This window comes from Halomonas sp. M20, assembly GCF_020622265.1.
Classification (GTDB): Bacteria; Pseudomonadota; Gammaproteobacteria; order Pseudomonadales; family Halomonadaceae; genus Modicisalibacter.
The window spans coordinates 488,611-509,226 of the sequence record NZ_JACNMQ010000002.1; the positions used below are offsets into that span (position 1 = coordinate 488,611).

A 20,616-nucleotide genomic window follows, 5' to 3' on the forward strand; every position below is an offset into this window, starting at 1 on the left:
GCGCAATGATACGCTGAACTGACAGGTTGCTATCTAATCTGAAATAATTCCTATTCCCGCAAACTAGGTAAGGACACCATAATGCGCTTACTTCCATTGCTCGCTGCAGGGTTAACCCTTGCGTTCACTTCTACCGTCGGGGCTCAGCAGATCGAGAGCGTCGAGGTCCGCGGCCCCATCCATATGTTGACCGGCGAAGGTGGCAATGTTGGTGTGCTGATCGGTGATGACGGCACCTTCATGATCGACGACAAGTTCGCGCCGTTGACTGATGCGATATTGGCGGAGATCGATTCGCTCGGCGGCAGTCCCCCAACCTTTCTGATCAATACGCATTTTCATGGCGATCACACCGGCGGCAACGAAAACCTGGGAAAAACAGGCAGCACCATTGTCGCCCATGAAAGGGTGCGTCAACGGCTTGCGGAAGGCAGCGAAATCAAGGCGTTCGACATGACCATGGCACCCCAGAGCGGCGCTGCTCTGCCGGTCATCACCTTCAGCCGCGACATCAGCTTTCATCTGAACGGCGAGGACATCGACATCGAGCACGTCCCCGATGCGCACACCGACAGTGACAGCATCGTGTATTTCCGCGACACCAACGTCATTCATACCGGCGATACGGTATTCAATGGCTTTTTCCCGTTTATCGATACGGCGCACGGCGGCACACTGAAAGGCATGATCGCCGCGACGGAACGTGTTCTGGCGCTGGCGGATGACGACACGCGCATTATTCCGGGTCATGGCCCCTTGGCGAGCAAGCAGGACGTGCAAACCTACCGGGATATGCTGACTACGGTTCAGCAGCGACTTGGGAAACTCAAGTCAAAAGGTCTGAGCGCCGAAGAAGCCGTCGCCGAGCAGCCTTTGGCGGATCTGGAAGAAGAATGGGGCGACGGCACATTTACCGCAGACCGCTGGATCGAAATCATCTACGACGGCGTGTAAAGAAAACCCGTGACAATGGGGCCGGGGGCTAGCAGCCCCTAGCCCTCTTCCTCATCATCCGCCAGATCCCTTCCAAAGGCCCGCCACTGGGCCAGGGTCATGATCTCGGTGGTCTCGGTCTGCAAGTCGTGAACGACGAGGAGTTCACTGCGTTCGAGCTGACGCTTGAGCTCCGTCACCCAGCCGGTCATGCCCTCCCCGGTATCGGTGGTGTCATAGCCCTGCCGGGTGACGAAGGTCTCGAGCAGTGCGTCCAGCGTCTCACCGGGCAGCATACGATGGGGTACTTCCACGAAGCGGCTCATGCGGATTCCTCGTTACTGGGCTGTTCGCTCTCCCCGCTTTCCCTACTTGCCCCACTTTCCCAAGCAGCGAGCCGGGACAGAAAAGACGCTTCATCGAATACGTCAACGTTCAACTCTTCCGCCTTGGCCAGCTTGCTGCCGGCACCCGGGCCGGCAACCACCCCGGCAGTCTTCTTCGAGACGCTGCCGGAAACCTTGGCTCCCAAGGCCTGAAGCCGCGCCTTGCCTTCATCCCGGGTCATGCTCTCCAGAGTGCCGGTGAGCACCCAGGTCTGCCCCAGCAAGGGCTGAGGTCGCGCGCTCACTTCCGCTTCTTCCCACCGCACCCCGGCGTCGATCAGTTGCGCCACTGTCTCGCGATTGTGGGGCTCGTTGAAGAAGGCGTGCACATGGGCGGCCACCACCGGCCCTACATCCTCGACGGCTTCAAGATCGGCAAGTGCCGCCTGCATCAGTGCCTCAAGGGTACCGAAATGCCGGGCCAGATTACCCGCCGTTGCCTCGCCTACCTCGCGAATGCCCAGCGCATAGATGAATCGAGGCAAGGTCGTATGGCGAGATTTCTCTAGGGCATCGATCAGATTCTGTGCGGATTTCTCCGCCAAGCGCGGCAGCTCCGCCAGCGCCTGCGCTTTCAAATGAAAAAGATCCGCGGGGGTCTTGACCCATTCTCGCTCGATAAGCTGGTCGATGATCTTGGTCCCCAAGCCGTCGATATCCAGCGCGCGACGACTGGCGAAATGCTTGAGTGCCTCCTTGCGCTGAGCAGCGCAGAAAAGCCCCGCCGGGCAGCGCACCACCGCCTCGCCGTCGATGCGCTCGACGTCGGAACCGCAGACTGGACAGTGCCTGGGAAACTCGATCGGCAAGACGCCTTCAGGCCGTTCATCCTCGATGACTCTCACCACCTGAGGAATCACATCCCCGGCGCGGCGGATGACCACCCGGTCACCGATCATCGCACCAAGACGCACGATCTCGTCCTGGTTGTGCAGTGTGGCATTGGAGACCAGGGCACCGGCCACGGTGACCGGATCGAGTCGTGCCACCGGCGTGATCGCCCCGGTGCGCCCGACCTGGAACTCCACTGCCTTGAGCCAGGTGGTTTGCTCCTGGGCCGGGAACTTGTAGGCAATGGCCCAGCGCGGCGCCCGGGCAACGAAGCCCAGCTCCCGCTGCAGACGCAGTTCATCCACCTTGATGACGGCCCCATCAATATCGTAATCCAGCCGCTCGCGTTTCTCGCCCAGATGCTGGCAATACGTAAGCAGCGCGGCGCTGCCCTGGACTCGGTCAAGCTCGGGATTGGTACGAAAACCGAATTCCCGCAAACGCGCCATGAGCGCCGAGTGAGTCATTGGGGCGTTATAGTCATCGATACGGGCCACCTGATAGGCGCAGAACTCCAGAGGCCGCTGTGCCGTGACCTGGGGGTCGAGCTGACGCAGGCTGCCGGCAGCGGCATTGCGGGGGTTGGCAAATACCTTGCTGCCCTCCTTCCGAGCGCGCTCATTGAGCGCCTCGAAACCCGAATGACTTATATAGACTTCGCCTCGCACCTCGAGCAGTTGAGGGATCGATTCACCGCGCAGCTTGAGCGGAATCGAGCGCAGGGTGCGCAAGTTCGACGTAATACCTTCGCCGGTACGACCGTCACCGCGAGTCGCGCCACTAACCAGCGCGCCATTTTCATACACCAGAGACACCGCCAGCCCATCGAGCTTGGGCTCACAGCAGAAGGTCAAATCGTCACTGTCCCGTTCAAGGCGTTCATTGACCCGTTTGACGAAGGCCATGATTTCTTCGTCGTTGAAGGCGTTGTCCAGAGAAAGCATCGGTACGGCGTGTTTGACTTCCGGAAAGCCCTCGGCGGGGGCGGCACCCACCCGCTGAGTAGGAGAATCCGGCGCGATCAGATCAGGATGCCGGGACTCGAGCTCTTGCAGACGACGCAGACGCCGATCGTAATCCGCATCGGTCAGCGTGGGATCATCGTGCACATAGTAGCGATAGTTGGCCTCATCGAGTTCGGTACGCAGCTGCGCGATCTCTTCAAAAAGCTCGGGCGTTTCAGGGGGCTTCTGGCTCATGCGGGTTATGCCGGTCTCAGCGCGGTAAAAGTGCATTGTAAGGCGGGCCGTACGGTCCTCGCAAAATGTTAGCCCTTACAAAAGAAGACGGGGCCTGGCGGCCCCGTCGATACGGCATTCAAGAAAGCAAACGAATCAGTTGGCCTGATAGCGATGCAACCGATGCCGGCGCCCAAACTCCTGCACGCGCTGACGCGCGAACTCGACGGTTTGCGCGGTCATGACACTGCGGTTCTCGTCTTTGAGTTCACCGCCCAGATTGCGCACCAGCACCATGGCAGTTTCCACCATCGCTTCAAAGGCGGCGCTGGCATCCGTGGCCCCTGGCAGCGGCATCAAGAAGGTCACACCCGGGGTAGAGAAATCATCCATGTTTTCAAGGTCGAAGGTGCCGGGCTTGACCACATCTACCATGGCAAACTGCAATTCGCTTTCAGCCTCTTCGGTTTCGTAACGCAGGAAGATGCCCATTTCGCTGTAGCGTAGGCCACAGGCAAGCATCAGATTGAGCAGGTTCGCCCCTGCGAAACCTTCCTCGGTGCGTGCCATTACGCTGATGACGATGATTTCTTCCGCGTGAGCCAGCGTTTCCCTGGCACGTTCGGCGCTGACGTGATGGCGCTGCGCCTTTTCCACTACCGGGTGAGAAGCGGCACGCTCTTCTTCCTGCAAGGAAAGAGGCGGCGCATCTTCAGGCTGTGCATCGACCGCCTGATCCTGTGCAACCTCGTCGGTGACTGGTGCGCTGTCGATATGCGCCTGATGCTGGGCATCGTACTGGGGCTGTGGCGTGTCACCACGCTCCTCTTTGAAGCGTTCAGGGGCATCCTCGGAAAAACCCTCGGTATTGCCCAGGGAGGGCTCGCGGTGAGGCGTCGAGGATTCGTCCTGGCGTTGAAACGCGGAGGACATTCGCTGCATCGACTGCGACACACGCTGACCGCCACTACGCAGCGCAGCGGCCATACCAGTGCGACTGAAGGCGCTTTGTTCGTCTCCTTCATCGACGGCTGAAAGCGTCTGGTAAGCAGAAGAACTCGATGATGTCTGGTTCTGCCGAGGGGGCCGTTGAGCATCATCGCGGCCTTTCAGGGACAGATGATCTTTATTGTCGGCACTTGATTCAGCTTCGGGGCGAAATGCGGCCTGCGAAGGGGCAGCGGGCTCCGGCGAGCGCTGCTCTTCTTTGAAAGCCGTGTTTGTGACAGGTGTATTCTTGGTAGAGGCGCTTTTGACGGAGGCTCGCGACGATGCAGCGGTAGTCGCATCCTGCTCCTGGGCCATGCGGGAAAAGACCTTCGACGGTCCTGGATGCTCTTGACGCTGGAGCTTGGGCTTGGGAGCAACCGTTGGCTGAGCCGCAGGCTTGATCACCCGAGCGCCCCCGTTGGGTAACTCCCAGTTGGCCTCGGCTTCTCGCGCGGCGGCCTCGGGATCAGGATTGGCAACAGCTGCGCTATCTACGCCCACGCCACTATCATCTTGTGGTTCATGTCGCTGCCCATGATCGAGCCGGGGGACTTTGCGTTGACGCTGCAAGCGACGTACACCATCGACAACGATGATGGTCACCAGAACCAACCCCAGTATGATCAACCACTCTCTTAATTCCATGGATCGTCTTGCCTGTTTGCTAAGGCGCCATGCCTATGACGTGTGTATTCGATAGCATAACGCGATTGCCAAGAAAATGGGCTAGTTTTTTTGAATGTCAAGTTTTACTTTAGCCCTACGCAATCGCCCTTCATTTGTCCCAAACCCCACCAATAAGAGCGTTGTTAACTCTTTTAGACTTTTTGTGCAAGTTTTCTATGCTTCAGCCAATGCCACCGCCGCGTCGACTCCCACGGATACAAGACGCGAAACTCCCGGTTCTTGCATGGTCACCCCCATCAATCGATCCGCCGCTTCCATGGCGATCTTGTTGTGGGTGATATAGATGAATTGTACAGAGTCTGACATGTCCTTCACCAGTGCCGCATAACGGCCGACATTGGCATCATCCAGAGGCGCATCCACCTCATCGAGCATGCAGAACGGCGCCGGGTTGAGCTGGAAGATCGCGAAAACCAGCGCCAAGGCAGTCAGTGCCTTTTCCCCGCCGGAGAGCAGATGAATGGTGCTGTTCTTCTTTCCGGGAGGACGCGCCATTATAGCGACGCCGGTCTCCAGCAAATCCTCTCCGGTCAGCGTCAACCATGCGCTACCACCACCAAAGACCTTGGGGAAAAGGTGCGAAAATCCTTGATTGACCTGATCGAATGTCTGCTTGAAACGTGTCCGTGTTTCCTGATCGATCTTGCGAATTGCCCGGTCAAGCGTTTCGAGAGCCTCGCTCAGTTCGGCATGCTGAGCCTCGAGGTAATTTCGCCGCTCCGCCTGCTGATCATATTCCTCAATTGCTGCAAGATTGATGGCACCCAGGCGTCGCAGCTTGTCGCCGGTATTTTCAAGACGCGTCTGCCAGGCAGACTCGGTGGCATTAGGGTCAAGAGACGCCTCGAGATCCTGGCCGTCGAGACCTAGCTCACCTAACGCCTCGTCCTGGCCATCTGCCTTCAACCTGAGCGCCTGGACCTGCATGCGCGCCTCTTCGAGCCGGCTGCGGATGCCTTCCAGGTTGCGCTCGTGCTGTTGACGGGCAACTTCTGTTTCACGCAGGCGCTCGGCTAGCTGCTGCGCCTCGTCGCGACAGGCGGTGAGCGCCTGTTCCTCTTTGGATCGCTGGTGCAAAAGCTCATCCAGCTGCTCACGGCTTTCCTCTTCGGGCTCACGCAGCACTTCCCGCTGCTCTTCGAACTCGGCACACTTCTCTTCGAGGCGAGTACGTGTCTCACTGCTGCGCATTCGCTGCTGATCGAGACCGCTGCGCTCCGTGGTCAGGCGCTGATACTCCAACGCCAGTTGCTGGCTCCGCTCCTGCAAGGGGCGCTGACGACTGCGCAGGCCGGCAAGGGCTTCTTGAGTATCGCGACGTGCCCGCTCAAGTCCTTCGCGGCCTTGGCTACTCTGTTCGAGGAGCGCCATCGCCTGCTGCCACCGCTCGCGGGCCTGTTCCAGTTCCAGCGCGCACGCTTCGTGGCGTTTGTCGATATCCTCAAGCTCGGCGTCGAGATCGCGACGGCGCGCATCGACATGTTCCAGTCGCGACGCAAGGTTGGCTTCCTGCAACGCCAATTGCTGGCGACGCTGCTGCTGATCCCGCTCGCTGCTCCGGCACTGCTCCAGGGAGGCCTCGAGCTGCGCTTCCCGGTTTTGAGCCTCCGCCAGCTGCGCTTCCTGTTCGTCGAGCCGACCCGCGACATCTTCTAGAGACGCCTCGACTGCATCCCGACGCCGCTGCTGGGTCATGATGCTGTCCGTGTTGTCGCCAGAACCGTGGCGGCGAGCCCAATCGTGGCCCAGCCAGAGACCATCCGCGGTCACCACGCTCTCGTTTGGCCCCAGCGTCTCGAGACGCGCCCAGGCGTCGGCATGATCCTTGGCGCAGTGGATAGTGGCCAGTAGCTGACCGGCGGCGCCGGCACCTTCGACCTGGGCAGCAAGGCTATGACCGGGCGCGGGATAGAGCGACTCCGTAAGCAGTGCCAGTTCACTGTCACCGTGAGAGTCCGCAAGCACCTGACGCTGCATCTCCGGCACCAGGCGCGCGTTGAGCCAAGGCGCCAGCACCCAGGACACCACCTGCTCCCACTCGGGCTCGACCCGCATGCGCTGCGCCAGCCGTGGCGCCGATGCCAAGCCGTGCCGCTCCAGCAACGCATCGAGCGTCTGGCCGCCATCGTTCAAACCCGCCGCCAGCAGCGCCTCAAGGGAGGCCAGTTCGCCTTGCAGCTGACTGCGTTGCTGGCGAGCATCTTCCCGCGCGTTTTCAGTCTCGCCAAGCGTATCCCGGTTCCGGGCGCGTTCGGCCTGCAACGTCTCACGCTGCGCTTCCAGTTCCTTGAGCTGCAAATCGATCTCGGCCAGTTGCTCGCTCAACTCTTCCCGCCGCTCGCGCAGTTCACCCTGCTCCGGCAGCTCGCTGCGCTGCTGCCGACGGCGTTGGGCATCGTCGGTCAGCGTCTGAAGCTGACGTTCCAAATGGCGCACGCCATCCTGGGAACGCTCGGCCTCACGGCTGGTTTCGCGATCCTGTTCACTGAAGGCCTCCCAGCGCTCCCGAGCCTCCTCGAACGCCTGCTCCGCTTCTTCCAGCGCCGCATCGAGTTCCGCCAGGGACTCTGCGGTTTCTTCCTGCTCTGGCCCCAGGGTTTCAAGACGTTCATCGAGGCTTGCAAGCCGGGTATCGTCCTCGCTTCCAAGGCGATCGAGTTCAACCAGCTCGCGCCGCGCGGATTCCAGCTCCCGGGCAAGACGCTGCTCCTGACTCCGGGCATGTTCAAGATGCTGTTCGAGACGCGCGATAGCGGCACCGGTTTCGTAGAAACGTGCCTGATGAGCCTCGAGCTGTTCCGCCAACCGATCATGCTCCAGCCGGGACTCCTCGAGCTGGCGCTCGCACTGCCGGCTGCCCAGAATTTCCCGCTCGACCTGGGTTTCCAGTTCCCGTACGCGGCTTTCCTGCTCACCTTGCTGGGCCCGCAACGATCGGCCGCGCAGCACTGCAAGCTCGCCCTTGAGCCGGTGTTCTTCGTTCTTCAGGGTTTGGTAGCGGCGCGCGGCTTCCGCTTGGCGTTTCAGGCGTTCGAGCTGCTTGTCGAGTTCCTCGCGAATGTCGTCGAGGCGCTCGAGGTTCTCTTGGGTGCGGCGCATGCGGTTTTCGGTTTCCCGGCGGCGCTCCTTATACTTGGAAATACCCGCGGCTTCTTCGAGGGTCGAGCGCAGATCTTCCGGGCGCGCCTCGATCAGGCGCGAGATCATGCCTTGACCGATGATGGCGTAGGAGCGCGGCCCCAGGCCGGTGCCCAGGAACAGGTCGGCGATATCACGCCGCCGACATTTCTGATTGTTGAAGAAATAGCTCGACTGGCTGTCCCGGGTCACCACCCGCTTGACCACGATCTCGGCGTACTGGGCATAGGCCCCGCCCATGCTGCCGTCGCGGTTGTCGAAGTACAGCTCGATGGAGGCCTGACCCACCGGCTTGCGGCCCGTGGAGCCATTGAAGATGACATCGGTCATGGACTCGCCGCGAAGGGTCTTGGCGGAGGACTCCCCCATCACCCAGCGCACCGCATCGATGACGTTGGACTTGCCGCAGCCGTTGGGGCCGACGATGGCGGTCATGTTGCCATCGAAAGGCACCGTCACCGGATCGACAAAGGACTTGAAACCCGCAAGGCGAATGGACGTCAGACGCATTGAATCAATCTACGACCCGGTCGATGGTGATTTCAACCGGGCCGTTCCGGTCGCCCAGCTTTATCGGGCCTGCCTGACCGGTCAGATCGCCGGGTTGCGCCATGGCCTGTCCCGAGGATGAAACCCGCACCGTCAGCTGCACCTCATCGACCAGGGAAAGACGCGCGCTGGGGGCCATGGCATCGCTGTCGTCCAAGGTTACCTCGAGGGGCAGATCGGCGACGGTGGCCCGCTCCAGCGCCAGAGGAGGTAGTTCGCCGGCGGTATCCCTCGCTACCACGAACACCGTATCCTCGGGGGCCACCCGTTCCTTGAGCCCTTTTTCCAGGCTGACCTTGACTGCAAGCGATGGCCCGTTTTCGGTGCTGGATACGACGCTGGCACGTTCCGGCGTAATGCCCAGACGCTGTTGAGCGATGGCGATACCGTTACGCAATACTTCGGCGGCGGCCTCGTCGTTGAAACCGGCAATGGCTTCGCGCCAGTGGGCGATAGCCTGCTCGTAGCGGCCACCCTCGAAAGCTTCGATACCCAGCAGCCCCAGCACCGTCGGCTGACGTGGCGCCTTGGCCAGCACTTCGTCGGCCAACTCCTTTACTTCGCCGGTCAGCTTTCTATCCGCAGCGAAAAACTTCATTTGCGCTAGCTGCGCCAGCAACTCTGTCTGGCGTCCTTCCAGCGTGATTAGCCGCTGGAGCGCATCGATTGCGGCATCGAATCGACCGCTGTCGCGATAGAGCGGAAACAGCGCCATCCACAGCTTGGGATTGTCCGGCTGCTGCGCTATCTGACCCTCAAGGCGCTCGACCAGCATCGCCCTGGAGCCATCCGGTGCATTCATTACCTCATGCTGAATGGCATACAGAACCAGATCGTCCTCGGCACCTTCCTGCTGATACCAGAGCACGCTCCCGGCCACCAGCGCAATCATCGTCACCAATACCGCCCACCGGCCGGCTTTCGCGGCCTTGAGGGGGGAACGACGCTGCGCCTCGGTATCCTCGAGCAGGCTGCGATCCAGCTCCAGACGACTCTCTTCAAAGCGCTTGGCATCGATCTCACCCTGGGCAAGGGCCTGTTCCAGGGAGGCCAGACGACGGCGGTAGATCGCAACGTTCTGAGCATCGTTGCTCTCTTCGACTTCATAGGCGTGCTGCGCATCGCGCACTGCCTGAGCGCGTCGCAGCGGCCAGGCAACGATCCACAAGGCAGGCAGCAGCAGCAGAGCAAAAGCTATCCACAACAGATTCATTGCGTCCTCTCGCGATTGACCAGCGCATCGAGGCGTTCCCGCTCCGCGGCGCTGAGCGCATGATTGGAGGCGCGCCGGCGTGTCCTTACGATGAAGCCGATAATGATGGCGCCAAGCAGGACCAGCGCGGCGGGCAAGCCCCACAGCAGCCAGGTTCGTCCGGTTAGCCGGGGGTTATAGAGCACGAAGTCACCGAAGCGTTCGGTCATGTAATTCTGAATTTCGATATCGGAACGACCATCCTGCAGCAGCTGATAGACGCGCTCGCGCATGTCACCGGCTATTGGGGACTCGGAGTCCCCAATAGCCTGATTCTCGCATTTAGGGCAACGCAGAGAACCGTTCAAGGAGTCGTAGCGCTGCTTCTGTACGGGGCTGTCGAACTCGCGCACTTCGATAGCCGCCAGGGTCGTGGCGGACCACGACAGACAAAGCAACAGCGCCAGGGCCTGGATCAGTCGGCACGCCATTTTTCCACCTCCGGCACGATCGTCTGCTCGATATCTTCGGGTCTGATGTACCCGGTATGGTGATAACGGATGATACCGTCCGCGTCGACCAGAAAGGTTTCCGGAGCACCGTAGACGCCAAGATCGAAGCCTAGCGCTCCTTCCGGGTCGAAGACGTTGACCTCGAAGGGATTGCCGAATTTCTCGAGGAATTCGTGACCCATTTCCCGCGTGTCCTTGTAATCGACACCGACCAGGCGAATGCCACGCTTTTCCAGCGCCAGCAGCTGCGGCATTTCCTGCTTGCAGGTGGGGCACCACTCCCCCCACACATTGACCAGGGTCGTCTCGCCCTTGAGCAAGGATTCATCCACCTGGCGTTCCGGATCTTCCAGGGTCGATAGCGTAAAGCTCGGAAATGGCTGACCCAGCAATGACGAGTCTCGCGCACTGGGGTCCAGTGCCAGTCCGCGATACAGGAATACCGCCAGCACGACGAACAACACAAGGGGAATCAGCAGAAACAGACGACGCTTCATGCCTGAGCCTCCTTGAAACCCGATGCATCGGAGGCCACGGGTTGCTGAGCACGGCGCTTCACCCGCCGATAGCGTTTATCCACCACCGCCAGCATTCCGCCTGCCGCCATGAGCAGTGCCCCCAGCCACAGCCAGCGCACGAAGGGCTTGAACTGAATCCGCAGCGCCCAGGACCCATCCCCCAGATCTTCGCCCAGGGCAACATACAGATCCCGCAGCAGGCCGGGTCTTAGCGCCACATCCGTCATCGGCATGCCCCGGGCCAGATAGAGGCGCTTCTCGGGATGCATGGTGAAGCGATGTTCGCCGTTGCGACTGACGTCGATGGTGGCGGTATCGGCGATGAAGTTGGCCCCACGGCGCTCTCGCAAGCCCTGCATAGCAAAGGTATAGCCGGCGACTTCGACGCTATCGCCCGGCGCCAGACGCACGTTACGCTCGATGTTGTAGTTCGACACCATGGTCACGCCGATGATGGTCACCGCCAGCCCCATGTGGCCCACTACCATGCCCCAATAGGCGGGAGACAGACGCTTCATGCCAACGCCGAGATTCGAGGCGTTACGCACCTTGTCGAACAGATCCCGGCCCAGGGAAAGCACGATCCACAGCGCCATCACCAGCCCTAGCGACACCCACAGGTTCCACTGCCCGCCATAGACAAATGGGGCCACCGCGGCGATGACCACGGCAGAGATGCCGGCCCCCAGCAGACGCTTGAACAGCTCCCGGCCGCTCATCTGCTTCCAGCGCGAGGACGGGCCAAGCCCCATGAAGACGCACAGCAGGCCGGTCAGCGGCACGAACAGCGCATTGAAGTACGGAGGGCCCACACTGATCTTGCCCAGCCCCAGAGCATCGAGCAGCAGCGGATAGACCGTTCCTAGTAGTACGGTCACGGTCATGATCACCAGCAGGATGTTGTTGACCAGCAGCAGCGCATCCCGGGAGAGCCAGGTAAAGCCGATGCTGTGACTGACCCGGGGCGCGCGCAGTGCGAATACCAGCAGCGAAAGCCCGACCGTCAACCCGAGCAACACAAGAATGAAGGTGCCCCGGGCCGGGTCGTTGGCGAAGGCATGCACCGAGGTCAACACCCCGGAGCGCACCAGGAAGGTGCCCAGCAGGGATAGCGAGAAGGTGGTGATGGCCAGCAGCAGCGTCCAGCTCTTGAAGCTGCCGCGCTTTTCCGTCACCGCAAGTGAATGGATCAGGGCGGTGCCCGCAAGCCAGGGCAGCAAGGAGGCGTTTTCCACCGGGTCCCAGAACCACCAGCCGCCCCAGCCAAGTTCGTAGTAGGCCCACCAGCTACCCAGGGCGATGCCCACGGTGAGAAAGGCCCAGGCGAGATTGGTCCAGGGCCGCGCCCAACGGGTCCAGGCCGCATCGAGTCGTCCACCGATCAGCCCGGCGATAGCGAAGGCAAAGACCACGGAGAAGCCCACGTAGCCCATGTAGAGCATGGGGGGGTGAATGACCAGGCCGAAGTCCTGCAGCAGCGGATTGAGGTCGGCTCCATCCTGGGGCATGTTCGGCAGCAAGCGCTCGAAGGGATTGGAAGTGATCAGCACGAACAGCAGGAAGCCGACACACACCATGCCCATCACCGACAATACCCGGGCCACCATGTCCCGGGGCAGCTGGCTTGAACACTGGCTAACCGCAAAGCCCCAGCCTCCCAGCATCAGGCTCCACAGCAGCACCGAGCCCTCGTGACTGCCCCATACCGCGGTCGTTTTGTAATACCAGGGCAGCATCGAGTTGGAGTTGTTGGCGACATAGGCGACGCTGAAGTCATCCAACAGAAAGCTCGCGGTCAGACATAGATAAGCGATCGCCAGGAACAGGAACTGGCCACTCGCCAGGGGCTTGGCGAAGGCCATCCAGAGAGGGCGCCGGGTCATTGTGCCGGCCATGGGTACCACGGCCTGAACCAGGGCCATGAGTAGCGCCAGAATCAGCGCAAAATGACCGAGTTCGGGAATGATCTTGCTAAGCATGGGGGCTCCAGGATCCTTGAACGGATCTATTCAAGCGTTTCTGTCGGCATCTTGCCCTGCATGGCTTCGGCCACTTCCGGTGGCATGTAGTTCTCATCGTGTTTGGCCAATACCTGGCCGGCACGCAGCATGCCGCCCTCCTCGAGTTTGCCGACCACGACTACACCTTGGCCTTCGCGAAAAAGATCCGGCAAGATACCGCTGTAGTATACCTCCAGGTCGTTCTCGTAATCGGTCACCACGAAGGAGACATCGAGACTCTCCTTGTCACGCTGTACGCTGCCTTCCTTGACCATGCCGCCGGCACGAATCTGGCGCTCGAGAGGTGCTTCGCCCTTGGCGATCTGTTCCGGGCTGAAGAAAAGATTGATATTGCTGCTTAACGAATACAGCACCAACCCCACTGCGATCGCCGCCAACGTGGCCAGTCCAAGCAGTATCATGAGGCGCTGCCTGCGCTTAGGATTCATGAGCATTCCCCCGGTCGGCGTGATGTTCCCGGCGCTGACGTCGTTTGAGATTCTGCATCAGATGACGTCGTTCCGTGCGCGCATGAAGCGCGCTTGCAATCAATAACAGGGCGGTCAGCCCCCAGGCGGACCACACATAGGCTGCATGACCATCCATCGCCAGCAGCGCCGAGAATGAATCGAAGGCCAATATTATCCTCTCCTACCGTTATCAACGACAAGCTCGCGCACCCAGCGCTTGGCGGACTCCCGGCGCAGTATCTCGTTGCGAGTACGGGTCAGGGTCAGCGCGATGAAAAAGCAGTAGAAACCCGCCACCATGATCAACAGCGGCAGCCACATGTCCATTGGCATCGCCGGGCGTTCGGTTAGCGTAAAAGTTGCAGGCTGATGCAGGGTGTTCCACCAGTTCACGGAGTATTTGATGATGGGAATGTTGACCACACCCACCAGGGCCAGCACCGATGCCGCCCGGGCACCGCTGTCCCGGCTGGAGAAAGAACCGCGTAGCGCAATCACGCCCAGATACAGGAACAGCTGAATCAGCATCGAGGTCAGGCGCGCATCCCACACCCACCAGGTACCCCAGGTCGGCATGCCCCAAACCGCGCCGGAAAACAGCGCGACAAACGTCATGGCGGCGCCGAATGGCGCGATGACCGTGGCGGCCATATCCGCAATCTTGATCTTCCAGACCAGAAAGATGACACCGGAGACCGCCATGGCGACAAAGCAGGACTGGGCAAGAATGGCTGCCGGTACGTGCACATAGATGATGCGAAAACTATTGCCCTGCTGATAGTCCGAGGGCGCAAAGGCAAGGCCCCAGACACTGCCCACCAATAGCAGCAGAATCGCCAACCCCCAGAACCAGGGCTGAAGCCTGCTGCTGATGACGTAGAACCATTTGGGCGAACCCAGCTTGTGTATGAAGGCCCACATGCCGTTACTTCCTCAACCGTTGATACTGATGCGAAGTGCCGCCGCGATGGCCCAGGGTGCCAGCATTAGTGCCAGGCACAACTGAGCGCCGAGAATTGCCAGGTACGGGGCGGCGTTACCGCCAAGAGTCACTACTTGTACCGCCCCGGCACCGAAGATCAGCACCGGAATATAAAGCGGCAAGACCAGCAGCGACAGCAGTACGCCGCCTCTTGATAGCCCTACGGTCAATGCAGCGCCGATGGCACCGATGAGACTCAGACTGGCACTGCCCAAGGCCAGCGAAAACGCCAGCACTACATAGCTTTGGCCAGGCAACGCCAGCATCAATCCCAGTAGTGGCGCCATAAGGGCCAGGGGCAAGCCGGTGAGTAGCCAGTGTACCAGCGTCTTCGACAACACCAGCGCTGGTAGCGGCTGAGGTGAAAGCAGTAGTTGCTCAAGGCTGCCATCGTCGTAATCGCTGCGAAACAGTGTATCTAGTGACAATTGGGTCGCAAGCAGTGCCGCGACCCATAAAAGCCCTGGCGCGATAGCGGCCAACATCTGAGGATCCGGCGAAATACCCAGCGGAAACAGCGTGATGACCAAGGCAAAGAACACCAGCGGATTGATCACCTCACTGCGCCGACGCAGTACCAAGGTCATGTCCCGCTTGATGGTCGCGCGAACGGCAACCCAGAGTTCCACTTTGGGTTCAATGACCTGCATTCATACTCCTGCCCCGTTGCGTTCCGCCTGCCCCAAGGTGATGCGTCGCAACTCTCCAAGCGGCGCAAGCTCATGATGGGTGGTCAGAATTACACTGCCCCCGGCGCGAGCATGGGCCAGGAGACGCTGCTCCAGCCGCGCGACGCCCTGCTTGTCGATAGCGGTAAAGGGTTCATCGAGCACCCATAGCGGGCGCTGGGTCAAGGTCAGTCGGGCGAGGGCTACCCGGCGCTGCTGGCCCGCGGAGAGTTGCGCCACCGGTACATCCTCGAAACCGTAGAGCCCTATCTCTTCCAATACTGCCAGACGCTCGGCTTCACCGCCATGCTCGCCACTAAGCGCCTGATACCATACCAGATTTTCCAGAGCGGTCAGCGCCGTTTTGATGCCGGGAGAGTGCCCCAGATAAAGAAGATTGGCGAGAAAGGCGATGCGAGCCTTGCGCATCGGCTGGCCGCACCAGCGCAGTTCACCTTCATAATCCGTCAGCTGGCCTGAAAGTATCTTGAGCAGTGTCGTCTTGCCGCTGCCGTTGGGACCTTCGACACGCAGCACCTCGCCAGGCCCCACGTCCAGATCCAGCGCCTGAAACAGGCGTCGATCATCGCGTTCACAGGTCAACCCACGTGCTTCAAGACAAAATGTCACTCGAACCCCACCACAAGTAATCAACGAGGCACTTTACAGGGAAAGCCATTTTGCGGCCAGCCGGGGCGTTGCGTCAGCGCGTCGCAGCCGCCGCAGCGTTTGTTGCAAGGGCGTGGAACCCGGCGCATTTCCGCCATGCACGGCACTTGCTATGATGCCGCGAGAGCATTGTCCAACGCGACTGGAGAAGACCATGTATCACTATCTGCACCGCTTGCCCAACCTTCCGTTACAGGAAGGCGCCTGGGAAGAGATCGACGATAACGATCTGGTCGACATCCCTCTGCTTGGCCAGGTGGCGGCTGGCTTGCCCATCGAGGCGTGTCCGGATCAGGACAGCGTACAGGTACCTTCCCGCATGGTACGACGCAATACCTATGCGCTGCGGGTACGCGGCAATTCGATGATCGACTGCAACATTCGTGATGGCGACGTGATCATCATCGAACGCCATGAGAGCGCCGAAAACGGCGAGACCGCGGTGGTCATGATCAATGGCCAGGAAGTTACCCTCAAAAAGCTCTATATCGACAAATCCGGGGTGCGCCTGCAGCCCGCCAACGAGACCATGGCACCCATCTTCCTGAAAAACGACGACGTCCAGGTGCTCGGACTGGTCATGGGGGTGGTACGAACCGAGAGTATCGCCGCCTGATGCGCTACCCGATCCCCAAGCTCGCCGAGGCAGACGTTCATGTCGCCGAGATCGAGATCGAGCGCAGCCGTTTCATCGCCTGGATAGCCCATGCACCGAATGTTGTCGGATTCGATACGCTGCTTGCCCGGGCTCGGAGCGCCTTCCCGGATGCCAGCCATCACTGCAGCGCCTTCATTGCGGGCTCGCCCGGGGAGCAGAACGCCATCGGTTTTTCCGATGACGGCGAACCCGGCGGCACCGCGGGGCGACCGATGTTTCATGTGCTTGAAGGCTCTGGATTCGGCCAGATCGGCTGTGTGGTGACGCGCTATTTCGGTGGCACAAAACTGGGTACCGGCGGCCTCGCCCGAGCCTACTCCCAGGTGGTGCAGCAAGCACTGGAAACGCTGCCCAGCGTCGACTTTGTCGAACGCCGCGTATTGCGCATCAAGGTCGGCTTCGCCGGCGAAGCCGAGGCCCGCGCCTGGTTTGCCGAGCAGGACGCGCCCATCGAAAACGTCGATTACACCAGCGACGGCGTGACTCTTACCGTCGGCTGGCCCAGCGACACCACGATCGATCTCGCCCCGCTAGAAGCTCGGCTTAAAGGCAACATCGCCCTACTCGACTAGGTTACCGCTGAGCTTGCGCGGTCGTCACGAGCGCAGTAGACCATTAACCCAGGTACTTGATCATGACACCTGCTGCGACGGCCGACCCGATGACACCGGCCACGTTCGGCCCCATGGCATGCATCAACAAAAAGTTGTGCGGGTTGTAATCCAAGCCCACCTTATTCGAGACTCGCGCCGCCATGGGTACTGCCGACACCCCGGCGGAGCCGATCAAAGGGTTGATCGGCGTCTTGCTGACCAGGTTCATCAGCTTGGCCATGAGCACGCCACAGGCGGTGCCGATGGCAAAGGCAACGATACCCAGCCCGAGAATCCCCAGGGTTTCCACGGAGAGGAAGCGATCCGCCACTAGCTTGGAGCCCACGGACAAGCCCAGAAAGATGGTAACGATATTGATCAGCGCGTTCTGAGCGGTATCGGACAAGCGCTCCACCACACCGCATTCGCGCATCAGATTGCCGAAGCAGAACATGCCCAGCAGCGGCGCCGCATCCGGCAGGAACAGTACCACCAGAATCAGCAGCACCAAGGGGAAGAGGATCTTTTCCACCTTGGAGACCGGTCGCAGCTGGGTCATGACGATCTGGCGCTCCTTTGCGGTGGTCAGCGCCCGCATTATCGGCGGCTGAATCAGGGGTACCAGGGCCATGTAGGAGTAGGACGCCACGGCAATCGCCCCCAGCAACTCAGGTGCCAGCAGGCTCGAGACATAGATCGAGGTCGGGCCGTCCGCCCCGCCGATGATGCCTATGGCCGCAGCCTGCTTGAGCGAGAAGTCCATCCAGCCAAGCGTCGTGAAGCCGACCGCACCGAGCAGCGTGGCAAAGATGCCGAACTGTGCGGCGGCCCCCAGAAACAGGGTGCGCGGATTGGCCAACAGCGGACCGAAATCGGTCATCGCACCGACGCCCATGAAGATCACCAGGGGCGCAACACCGGAAGCGATGGCAATACTGTAAAATTGATACAGCATGCCATGATTGAAGCCCGCATCCATCGCCACGTCGCTGGCTGCTCGCACCATCGCCGGGGAAATATCGCCATGCAGGGTATTGGCAATCGACTCCCGCCAGGCATTGGTGTTCATCGCACCGTCGCGGCCAAGGTCGAGCGCCGCCGAGAGCTGTTCGAGCACCATCGGCTTGGCCAGATGCGCTGCCTGCTCTGCCGCGGACAGCGCCAATCCCGCTTCGGGAATATTGGCGAGAATGCCGCCGAAGCCGATCGGCACCAGCAGCAGCGGTTCAAACTTCTTGTTGATGGCCAAGTAAAGCAGCAGCAATCCGACCAGGATCATCAGCGCCTGGCCCGGGCTCATGTTGTAGAGCCCCGAGCCCTGCCAGAGACTAAGCAATTTATCCATGAGATCTGTCCTTAGAGAATGATCAGCGTATCGCCTACGGCCACACTGTCGCCTTCCTTGACCTTGATCTCGGATACCGTGCCGGCCTTACTGGCACGAACCTCGGTTTCCATCTTCATGGCTTCGAGAATGATCACCACGTCACCGTCTTCCACGCTATCGCCGGGGGCGACAGTGACCTTGAAGATGTTGCCCGCCAAGGGTGCGCTGATACTGGCGCCGCTTCCGGCTGCCGGTGCCTCTTTCTTGGTCGGCGTTGTGCCATCTTCCCCGCTTGTGGTCTTGACCTGGCTGATATCTCCGCCTTCGGCAACCTCGACCACATACTGCTTGCCATTGACGCTGATGGTGTAGGTCTCGGGGCCGTTGGCTGGCGTTTGGCTTTCACTCTTGGCCGGCGTGGTCGCGTTATTCGTTCCCACCGTCTGGCCGTCCGGTGCCCCAGGTGCCGGCTCGAAGGCGCTAGGGTCATCGCGATGCTTGAGAAACTTCAGCCCGATCTGGGGGAACAAGGCATAGGTCAGGACGTCATCGATCTCGCGCTCACCTTCCTCTAAGCGAACATCCTCCTCCTTGGCCTTGCAGCGCAGCTCATCGCGCAGCCTGTCCATCTCGGGTTCGAGTTTGTCCGCCGGACGGCAGGTGATCGGCTCGCTTCCTTCCAGCACTCGCGCTTGAAGTTCCTTGTTGAAGGGCGCCGGCGCGGCGCCGTACTCACCCTTGAGCAGCGCCTGCACCTCCTTGGAAATCGACTTGTAACGCTCGCCCATCATCACATTCATCACCGCCTGGGTGCCGACGATCTGGGATGTCGGGGTGACCAGGGGAATATAACCCAGGTCTTCGCGCACCTTGGGAATCTCATTGAGCACATCATCGAGCTTGTCACCGGCGCCCTGCTCCTTGAGCTGGCCTTCCATATTGGTGAGCATGCCGCCGGGTACCTGGGCCAGCAGGATACGGGAGTCGATACCCTTGAGGGAGCCCTCGAAAGCAGCGTACTTCTTGCGTACCTCGCGAAAATAGGCGGCGATATCCTCGAGCAACGCCAGATCCAGCCCCGTATCGCGCTCAGTTTCCTGCATGATGGCGACCACGGACTCGGTAGGACTATGGCCGTAGGTCATCGACATCGAGGAGATCGCGGTGTCGACATTGTCGATGCCCGCCTCCACTGCCTTGAGGATGGTGGCGGTGGAAAGCCCGGTGGTGGCGTGGCACTGCATGTGGATCGGAACCGACAGGCTCTGCTTCAGACGCGAGACCAGATCGAAGGCGGTGTAAGGCGTCAGCAGTCCGGCCATGTCCTTGATCATCACAGAGTGAGCGCCCATATCCTCAAGACGCTTGGCCAGATCGACCCAACCCTCCAGGGTGTGTACCGGGCTCACGGTGTAGGAGATAGCGCCCTGAGCATGACCGTCGTTGTCGATGACTGCCTTGAGCGGGCGTTCGAAGTTGCGCGGATCGTTCATCGCATCGAATACGCGGAACACATCGACGCCGTTGAACCGGGCCCGCTCGACGAAAGCATCCACCACATCGTCGGCATAGTGCCGATAACCGAGTAGATTCTGGGCTCGCAGCAGCATTTGCTGACGGGTATTGGGCATCACTTCCTTTAGCGCCCGGATGCGCGCCCAGGGATCTTCTCCTAGATAGCGGATGCAGGCATCGAAGGTCGCCCCGCCCCAGGACTCCACGGACCAAAACCCCACACGATCGAGCTTCTCAGCGATCGGCAGCATATCGTCAAGCCGCATCCTGGTGGCGAACAGCGATTGATGAGCGTCGCGCAGTACGACATCGGTGATACCCAGCGGGCGTCGAGTCTCCGTCATGATAAAGGAACCCTTGTTTCCGTTGTTTTTTGAAGTGCTCTGGCGTACTGAATGTACGCTCAAGATCGTTTACTCAGCGACGATGGCGCTGGCGATAGCGTTTTACCGCGGCGCTGATGACCGCGATCATTTCATCGTGATTGTCTGCGCCCTTGCCGCCCTCAGGCGTCGAGCGTGACGACTTTTCCTGCCCTACTGGCGCTGGCACGAAAGACATCACTAGCCGCGACATCAATGCCGTGGCAAATACCAGCAATGTCAGAAAAACGAACACGAATCCCATGCCGAACGCGACGAGACTCAAGCCTTCCTGCATCAGTGATGTGTTATCCATGGGCGGTACCCCTTGGCTGATTGTCGATGATGCCTACGGCGTTCATGCCGTTCCGGCCGTAGCTGTTATACTTGCCGGCCTTTATGTGCGCTAGCAAATTCATCGGCGGAAATTCCTGTGGTCGACTTACTGCATCCTGGGC

Annotated in this window: 19 protein-coding genes; 3 read left to right on the top strand and 16 right to left on the bottom strand. The window is 60.4% G+C overall.

The annotated features are described in order from the left end of the window. The first annotated feature begins 81 nt into the window (after nucleotides 1-81). Nucleotides 82-954 carry an MBL fold metallo-hydrolase gene (locus H7850_RS07885; RefSeq protein WP_227368973.1) on the top strand — a complete coding sequence of 291 codons (873 nt, stop codon included), beginning with the start codon at nucleotides 82-84 and terminating at the stop codon, nucleotides 952-954. 38 nt (nucleotides 955-992) lie between these two features. Here H7850_RS07885 and H7850_RS07890 read toward each other — a convergent pair whose 3' ends face one another. From H7850_RS07890 to ccmA, 13 genes are all read right to left on the bottom strand, one after another. Beyond that, nucleotides 993-1,259 (bottom strand): YheU family protein, encoded by a 267-nt coding sequence (locus H7850_RS07890; protein ID WP_227368974.1) that lies wholly within the window; start codon nucleotides 1,257-1,259, stop codon nucleotides 993-995. Next, complete coding sequence (ligA, locus tag H7850_RS07895) at nucleotides 1,256-3,349, bottom strand: NAD-dependent DNA ligase LigA (RefSeq protein ID WP_227368975.1); 2,094 nt, start codon at nucleotides 3,347-3,349, stop codon at nucleotides 1,256-1,258. The genes H7850_RS07890 and ligA overlap by 4 nt, the downstream gene beginning before the upstream one ends. A gap of 135 nt (nucleotides 3,350-3,484) precedes the next feature. Beyond that, entirely contained in the window at nucleotides 3,485-4,963 is a 1,479-nt protein-coding gene (gene zipA / locus H7850_RS07900; RefSeq protein WP_227368976.1) for a cell division protein ZipA, read from the bottom strand. Nucleotides 4,964-5,158: 195 nt separating this feature from the next. Continuing rightward, nucleotides 5,159-8,653 carry a chromosome segregation protein SMC gene (smc, locus tag H7850_RS07905; RefSeq protein ID WP_227368977.1) on the bottom strand — a complete coding sequence of 1,165 codons (3,495 nt, stop codon included), beginning with the start codon at nucleotides 8,651-8,653 and terminating at the stop codon, nucleotides 5,159-5,161. Between the two features lie 4 nt (nucleotides 8,654-8,657). Beyond that, nucleotides 8,658-9,905, bottom strand: a complete 1,248-nt coding sequence (gene ccmI / locus H7850_RS07910) for a c-type cytochrome biogenesis protein CcmI (RefSeq protein ID WP_227368978.1) — start codon at nucleotides 9,903-9,905, stop codon at nucleotides 8,658-8,660. Further along, entirely contained in the window at nucleotides 9,902-10,375 is a 474-nt protein-coding gene (locus tag H7850_RS07915) for a cytochrome c-type biogenesis protein (protein WP_227368979.1), read from the bottom strand. The genes ccmI and H7850_RS07915 overlap by 4 nt, the downstream gene beginning before the upstream one ends. After that, nucleotides 10,360-10,893: a DsbE family thiol:disulfide interchange protein gene (locus H7850_RS07920; RefSeq protein ID WP_227368980.1), complete on the bottom strand. Its 534-nt coding sequence runs from the start codon at nucleotides 10,891-10,893 to the stop codon at nucleotides 10,360-10,362. Before H7850_RS07920 ends, H7850_RS07915 begins: the two co-directional genes overlap by 16 nt. Then, nucleotides 10,890-12,893 carry a heme lyase CcmF/NrfE family subunit gene (locus H7850_RS07925; protein WP_227368981.1) on the bottom strand — a complete coding sequence of 668 codons (2,004 nt, stop codon included), beginning with the start codon at nucleotides 12,891-12,893 and terminating at the stop codon, nucleotides 10,890-10,892. Before H7850_RS07925 ends, H7850_RS07920 begins: the two co-directional genes overlap by 4 nt. A 26-nt stretch (nucleotides 12,894-12,919) precedes the next feature. After that, nucleotides 12,920-13,363, bottom strand: coding sequence for a cytochrome c maturation protein CcmE (gene ccmE / locus H7850_RS07930; RefSeq protein ID WP_227368982.1), 444 nt, complete (start codon nucleotides 13,361-13,363; stop codon nucleotides 12,920-12,922). Beyond that, nucleotides 13,353-13,553 (bottom strand): heme exporter protein CcmD, encoded by a 201-nt coding sequence (gene ccmD, locus H7850_RS07935; RefSeq protein WP_227368983.1) that lies wholly within the window; start codon nucleotides 13,551-13,553, stop codon nucleotides 13,353-13,355. The genes ccmE and ccmD overlap by 11 nt, the downstream gene beginning before the upstream one ends. A 2-nt stretch (nucleotides 13,554-13,555) precedes the next feature. Continuing rightward, the gene (locus tag H7850_RS07940) at nucleotides 13,556-14,305 is read right to left on the bottom strand and encodes a heme ABC transporter permease (RefSeq protein WP_227368984.1); all 750 of its coding nucleotides are present in this window, start codon (nucleotides 14,303-14,305) and stop codon (nucleotides 13,556-13,558) included. 12 nt (nucleotides 14,306-14,317) lie between these two features. Then, on the bottom strand, nucleotides 14,318-15,016 hold the full coding sequence (gene ccmB / locus H7850_RS07945; RefSeq protein ID WP_227368985.1) for a heme exporter protein CcmB: 699 nt from the start codon (nucleotides 15,014-15,016) through the stop codon (nucleotides 14,318-14,320). Beyond that, nucleotides 15,017-15,664 carry a cytochrome c biogenesis heme-transporting ATPase CcmA gene (ccmA, locus tag H7850_RS07950; RefSeq protein WP_227368986.1) on the bottom strand — a complete coding sequence of 216 codons (648 nt, stop codon included), beginning with the start codon at nucleotides 15,662-15,664 and terminating at the stop codon, nucleotides 15,017-15,019. It lies immediately after the preceding gene. A gap of 193 nt (nucleotides 15,665-15,857) precedes the next feature. Between ccmA and lexA the strand changes: the two genes are divergently transcribed. Together lexA and H7850_RS07960 are read left to right on the top strand one after the other, a co-directional pair. Further along, nucleotides 15,858-16,319: a transcriptional repressor LexA gene (gene lexA, locus H7850_RS07955; protein ID WP_227368987.1), complete on the top strand. Its 462-nt coding sequence runs from the start codon at nucleotides 15,858-15,860 to the stop codon at nucleotides 16,317-16,319. Next, nucleotides 16,319-16,933, top strand: coding sequence for an IMPACT family protein (locus H7850_RS07960; RefSeq protein WP_227368988.1), 615 nt, complete (start codon nucleotides 16,319-16,321; stop codon nucleotides 16,931-16,933). Before lexA ends, H7850_RS07960 begins: the two co-directional genes overlap by 1 nt. A 43-nt stretch (nucleotides 16,934-16,976) precedes the next feature. Here H7850_RS07960 and H7850_RS07965 read toward each other — a convergent pair whose 3' ends face one another. The 3 genes from H7850_RS07965 to H7850_RS07975 form a co-directional block, all read right to left on the bottom strand. Next, on the bottom strand, nucleotides 16,977-18,299 hold the full coding sequence (locus H7850_RS07965) for a sodium ion-translocating decarboxylase subunit beta (protein ID WP_227368989.1): 1,323 nt from the start codon (nucleotides 18,297-18,299) through the stop codon (nucleotides 16,977-16,979). A gap of 11 nt (nucleotides 18,300-18,310) precedes the next feature. Continuing rightward, nucleotides 18,311-20,140, bottom strand: coding sequence for a sodium-extruding oxaloacetate decarboxylase subunit alpha (gene oadA, locus H7850_RS07970; RefSeq protein ID WP_227368990.1), 1,830 nt, complete (start codon nucleotides 20,138-20,140; stop codon nucleotides 18,311-18,313). A gap of 73 nt (nucleotides 20,141-20,213) precedes the next feature. Further along, on the bottom strand, nucleotides 20,214-20,474 hold the full coding sequence (locus H7850_RS07975; RefSeq protein WP_227368991.1) for an OadG family protein: 261 nt from the start codon (nucleotides 20,472-20,474) through the stop codon (nucleotides 20,214-20,216). Nucleotides 20,475-20,616 lie beyond the last annotated feature (142 nt).

Coding starts and splice junctions, on each gene's coding strand:
- H7850_RS07885 (WP_227368973.1), top strand. CDS start 82: ATGCGCTTACTTCCATTGCTCGCTGCAGGGTTAACCCTTGCGTTCACT.
- ccmE (WP_227368982.1), bottom strand. CDS start 13,363: ATGAATCCTAAGCGCAGGCAGCGCCTCATGATACTGCTTGGACTGGCC.
- H7850_RS07920 (WP_227368980.1), bottom strand. CDS start 10,893: ATGAAGCGTCGTCTGTTTCTGCTGATTCCCCTTGTGTTGTTCGTCGTG.
- H7850_RS07925 (WP_227368981.1), bottom strand. CDS start 12,893: ATGCTTAGCAAGATCATTCCCGAACTCGGTCATTTTGCGCTGATTCTG.
- ccmI (WP_227368978.1), bottom strand. CDS start 9,905: ATGAATCTGTTGTGGATAGCTTTTGCTCTGCTGCTGCTGCCTGCCTTG.
- smc (WP_227368977.1), bottom strand. CDS start 8,653: ATGCGTCTGACGTCCATTCGCCTTGCGGGTTTCAAGTCCTTTGTCGAT.
- H7850_RS07890 (WP_227368974.1), bottom strand. CDS start 1,259: ATGAGCCGCTTCGTGGAAGTACCCCATCGTATGCTGCCCGGTGAGACG.
- H7850_RS07940 (WP_227368984.1), bottom strand. CDS start 14,305: ATGTGGGCCTTCATACACAAGCTGGGTTCGCCCAAATGGTTCTACGTC.
- H7850_RS07915 (WP_227368979.1), bottom strand. CDS start 10,375: ATGGCGTGCCGACTGATCCAGGCCCTGGCGCTGTTGCTTTGTCTGTCG.
- H7850_RS07965 (WP_227368989.1), bottom strand. CDS start 18,299: ATGGATAAATTGCTTAGTCTCTGGCAGGGCTCGGGGCTCTACAACATG.
- oadA (WP_227368990.1), bottom strand. CDS start 20,140: ATGACGGAGACTCGACGCCCGCTGGGTATCACCGATGTCGTACTGCGC.
- zipA (WP_227368976.1), bottom strand. CDS start 4,963: ATGGAATTAAGAGAGTGGTTGATCATACTGGGGTTGGTTCTGGTGACC.
- ccmB (WP_227368985.1), bottom strand. CDS start 15,016: ATGCAGGTCATTGAACCCAAAGTGGAACTCTGGGTTGCCGTTCGCGCG.
- H7850_RS07960 (WP_227368988.1), top strand. CDS start 16,319: ATGCGCTACCCGATCCCCAAGCTCGCCGAGGCAGACGTTCATGTCGCC.
- lexA (WP_227368987.1), top strand. CDS start 15,858: ATGTATCACTATCTGCACCGCTTGCCCAACCTTCCGTTACAGGAAGGC.
- H7850_RS07975 (WP_227368991.1), bottom strand. CDS start 20,474: ATGGATAACACATCACTGATGCAGGAAGGCTTGAGTCTCGTCGCGTTC.
- ligA (WP_227368975.1), bottom strand. CDS start 3,349: ATGAGCCAGAAGCCCCCTGAAACGCCCGAGCTTTTTGAAGAGATCGCG.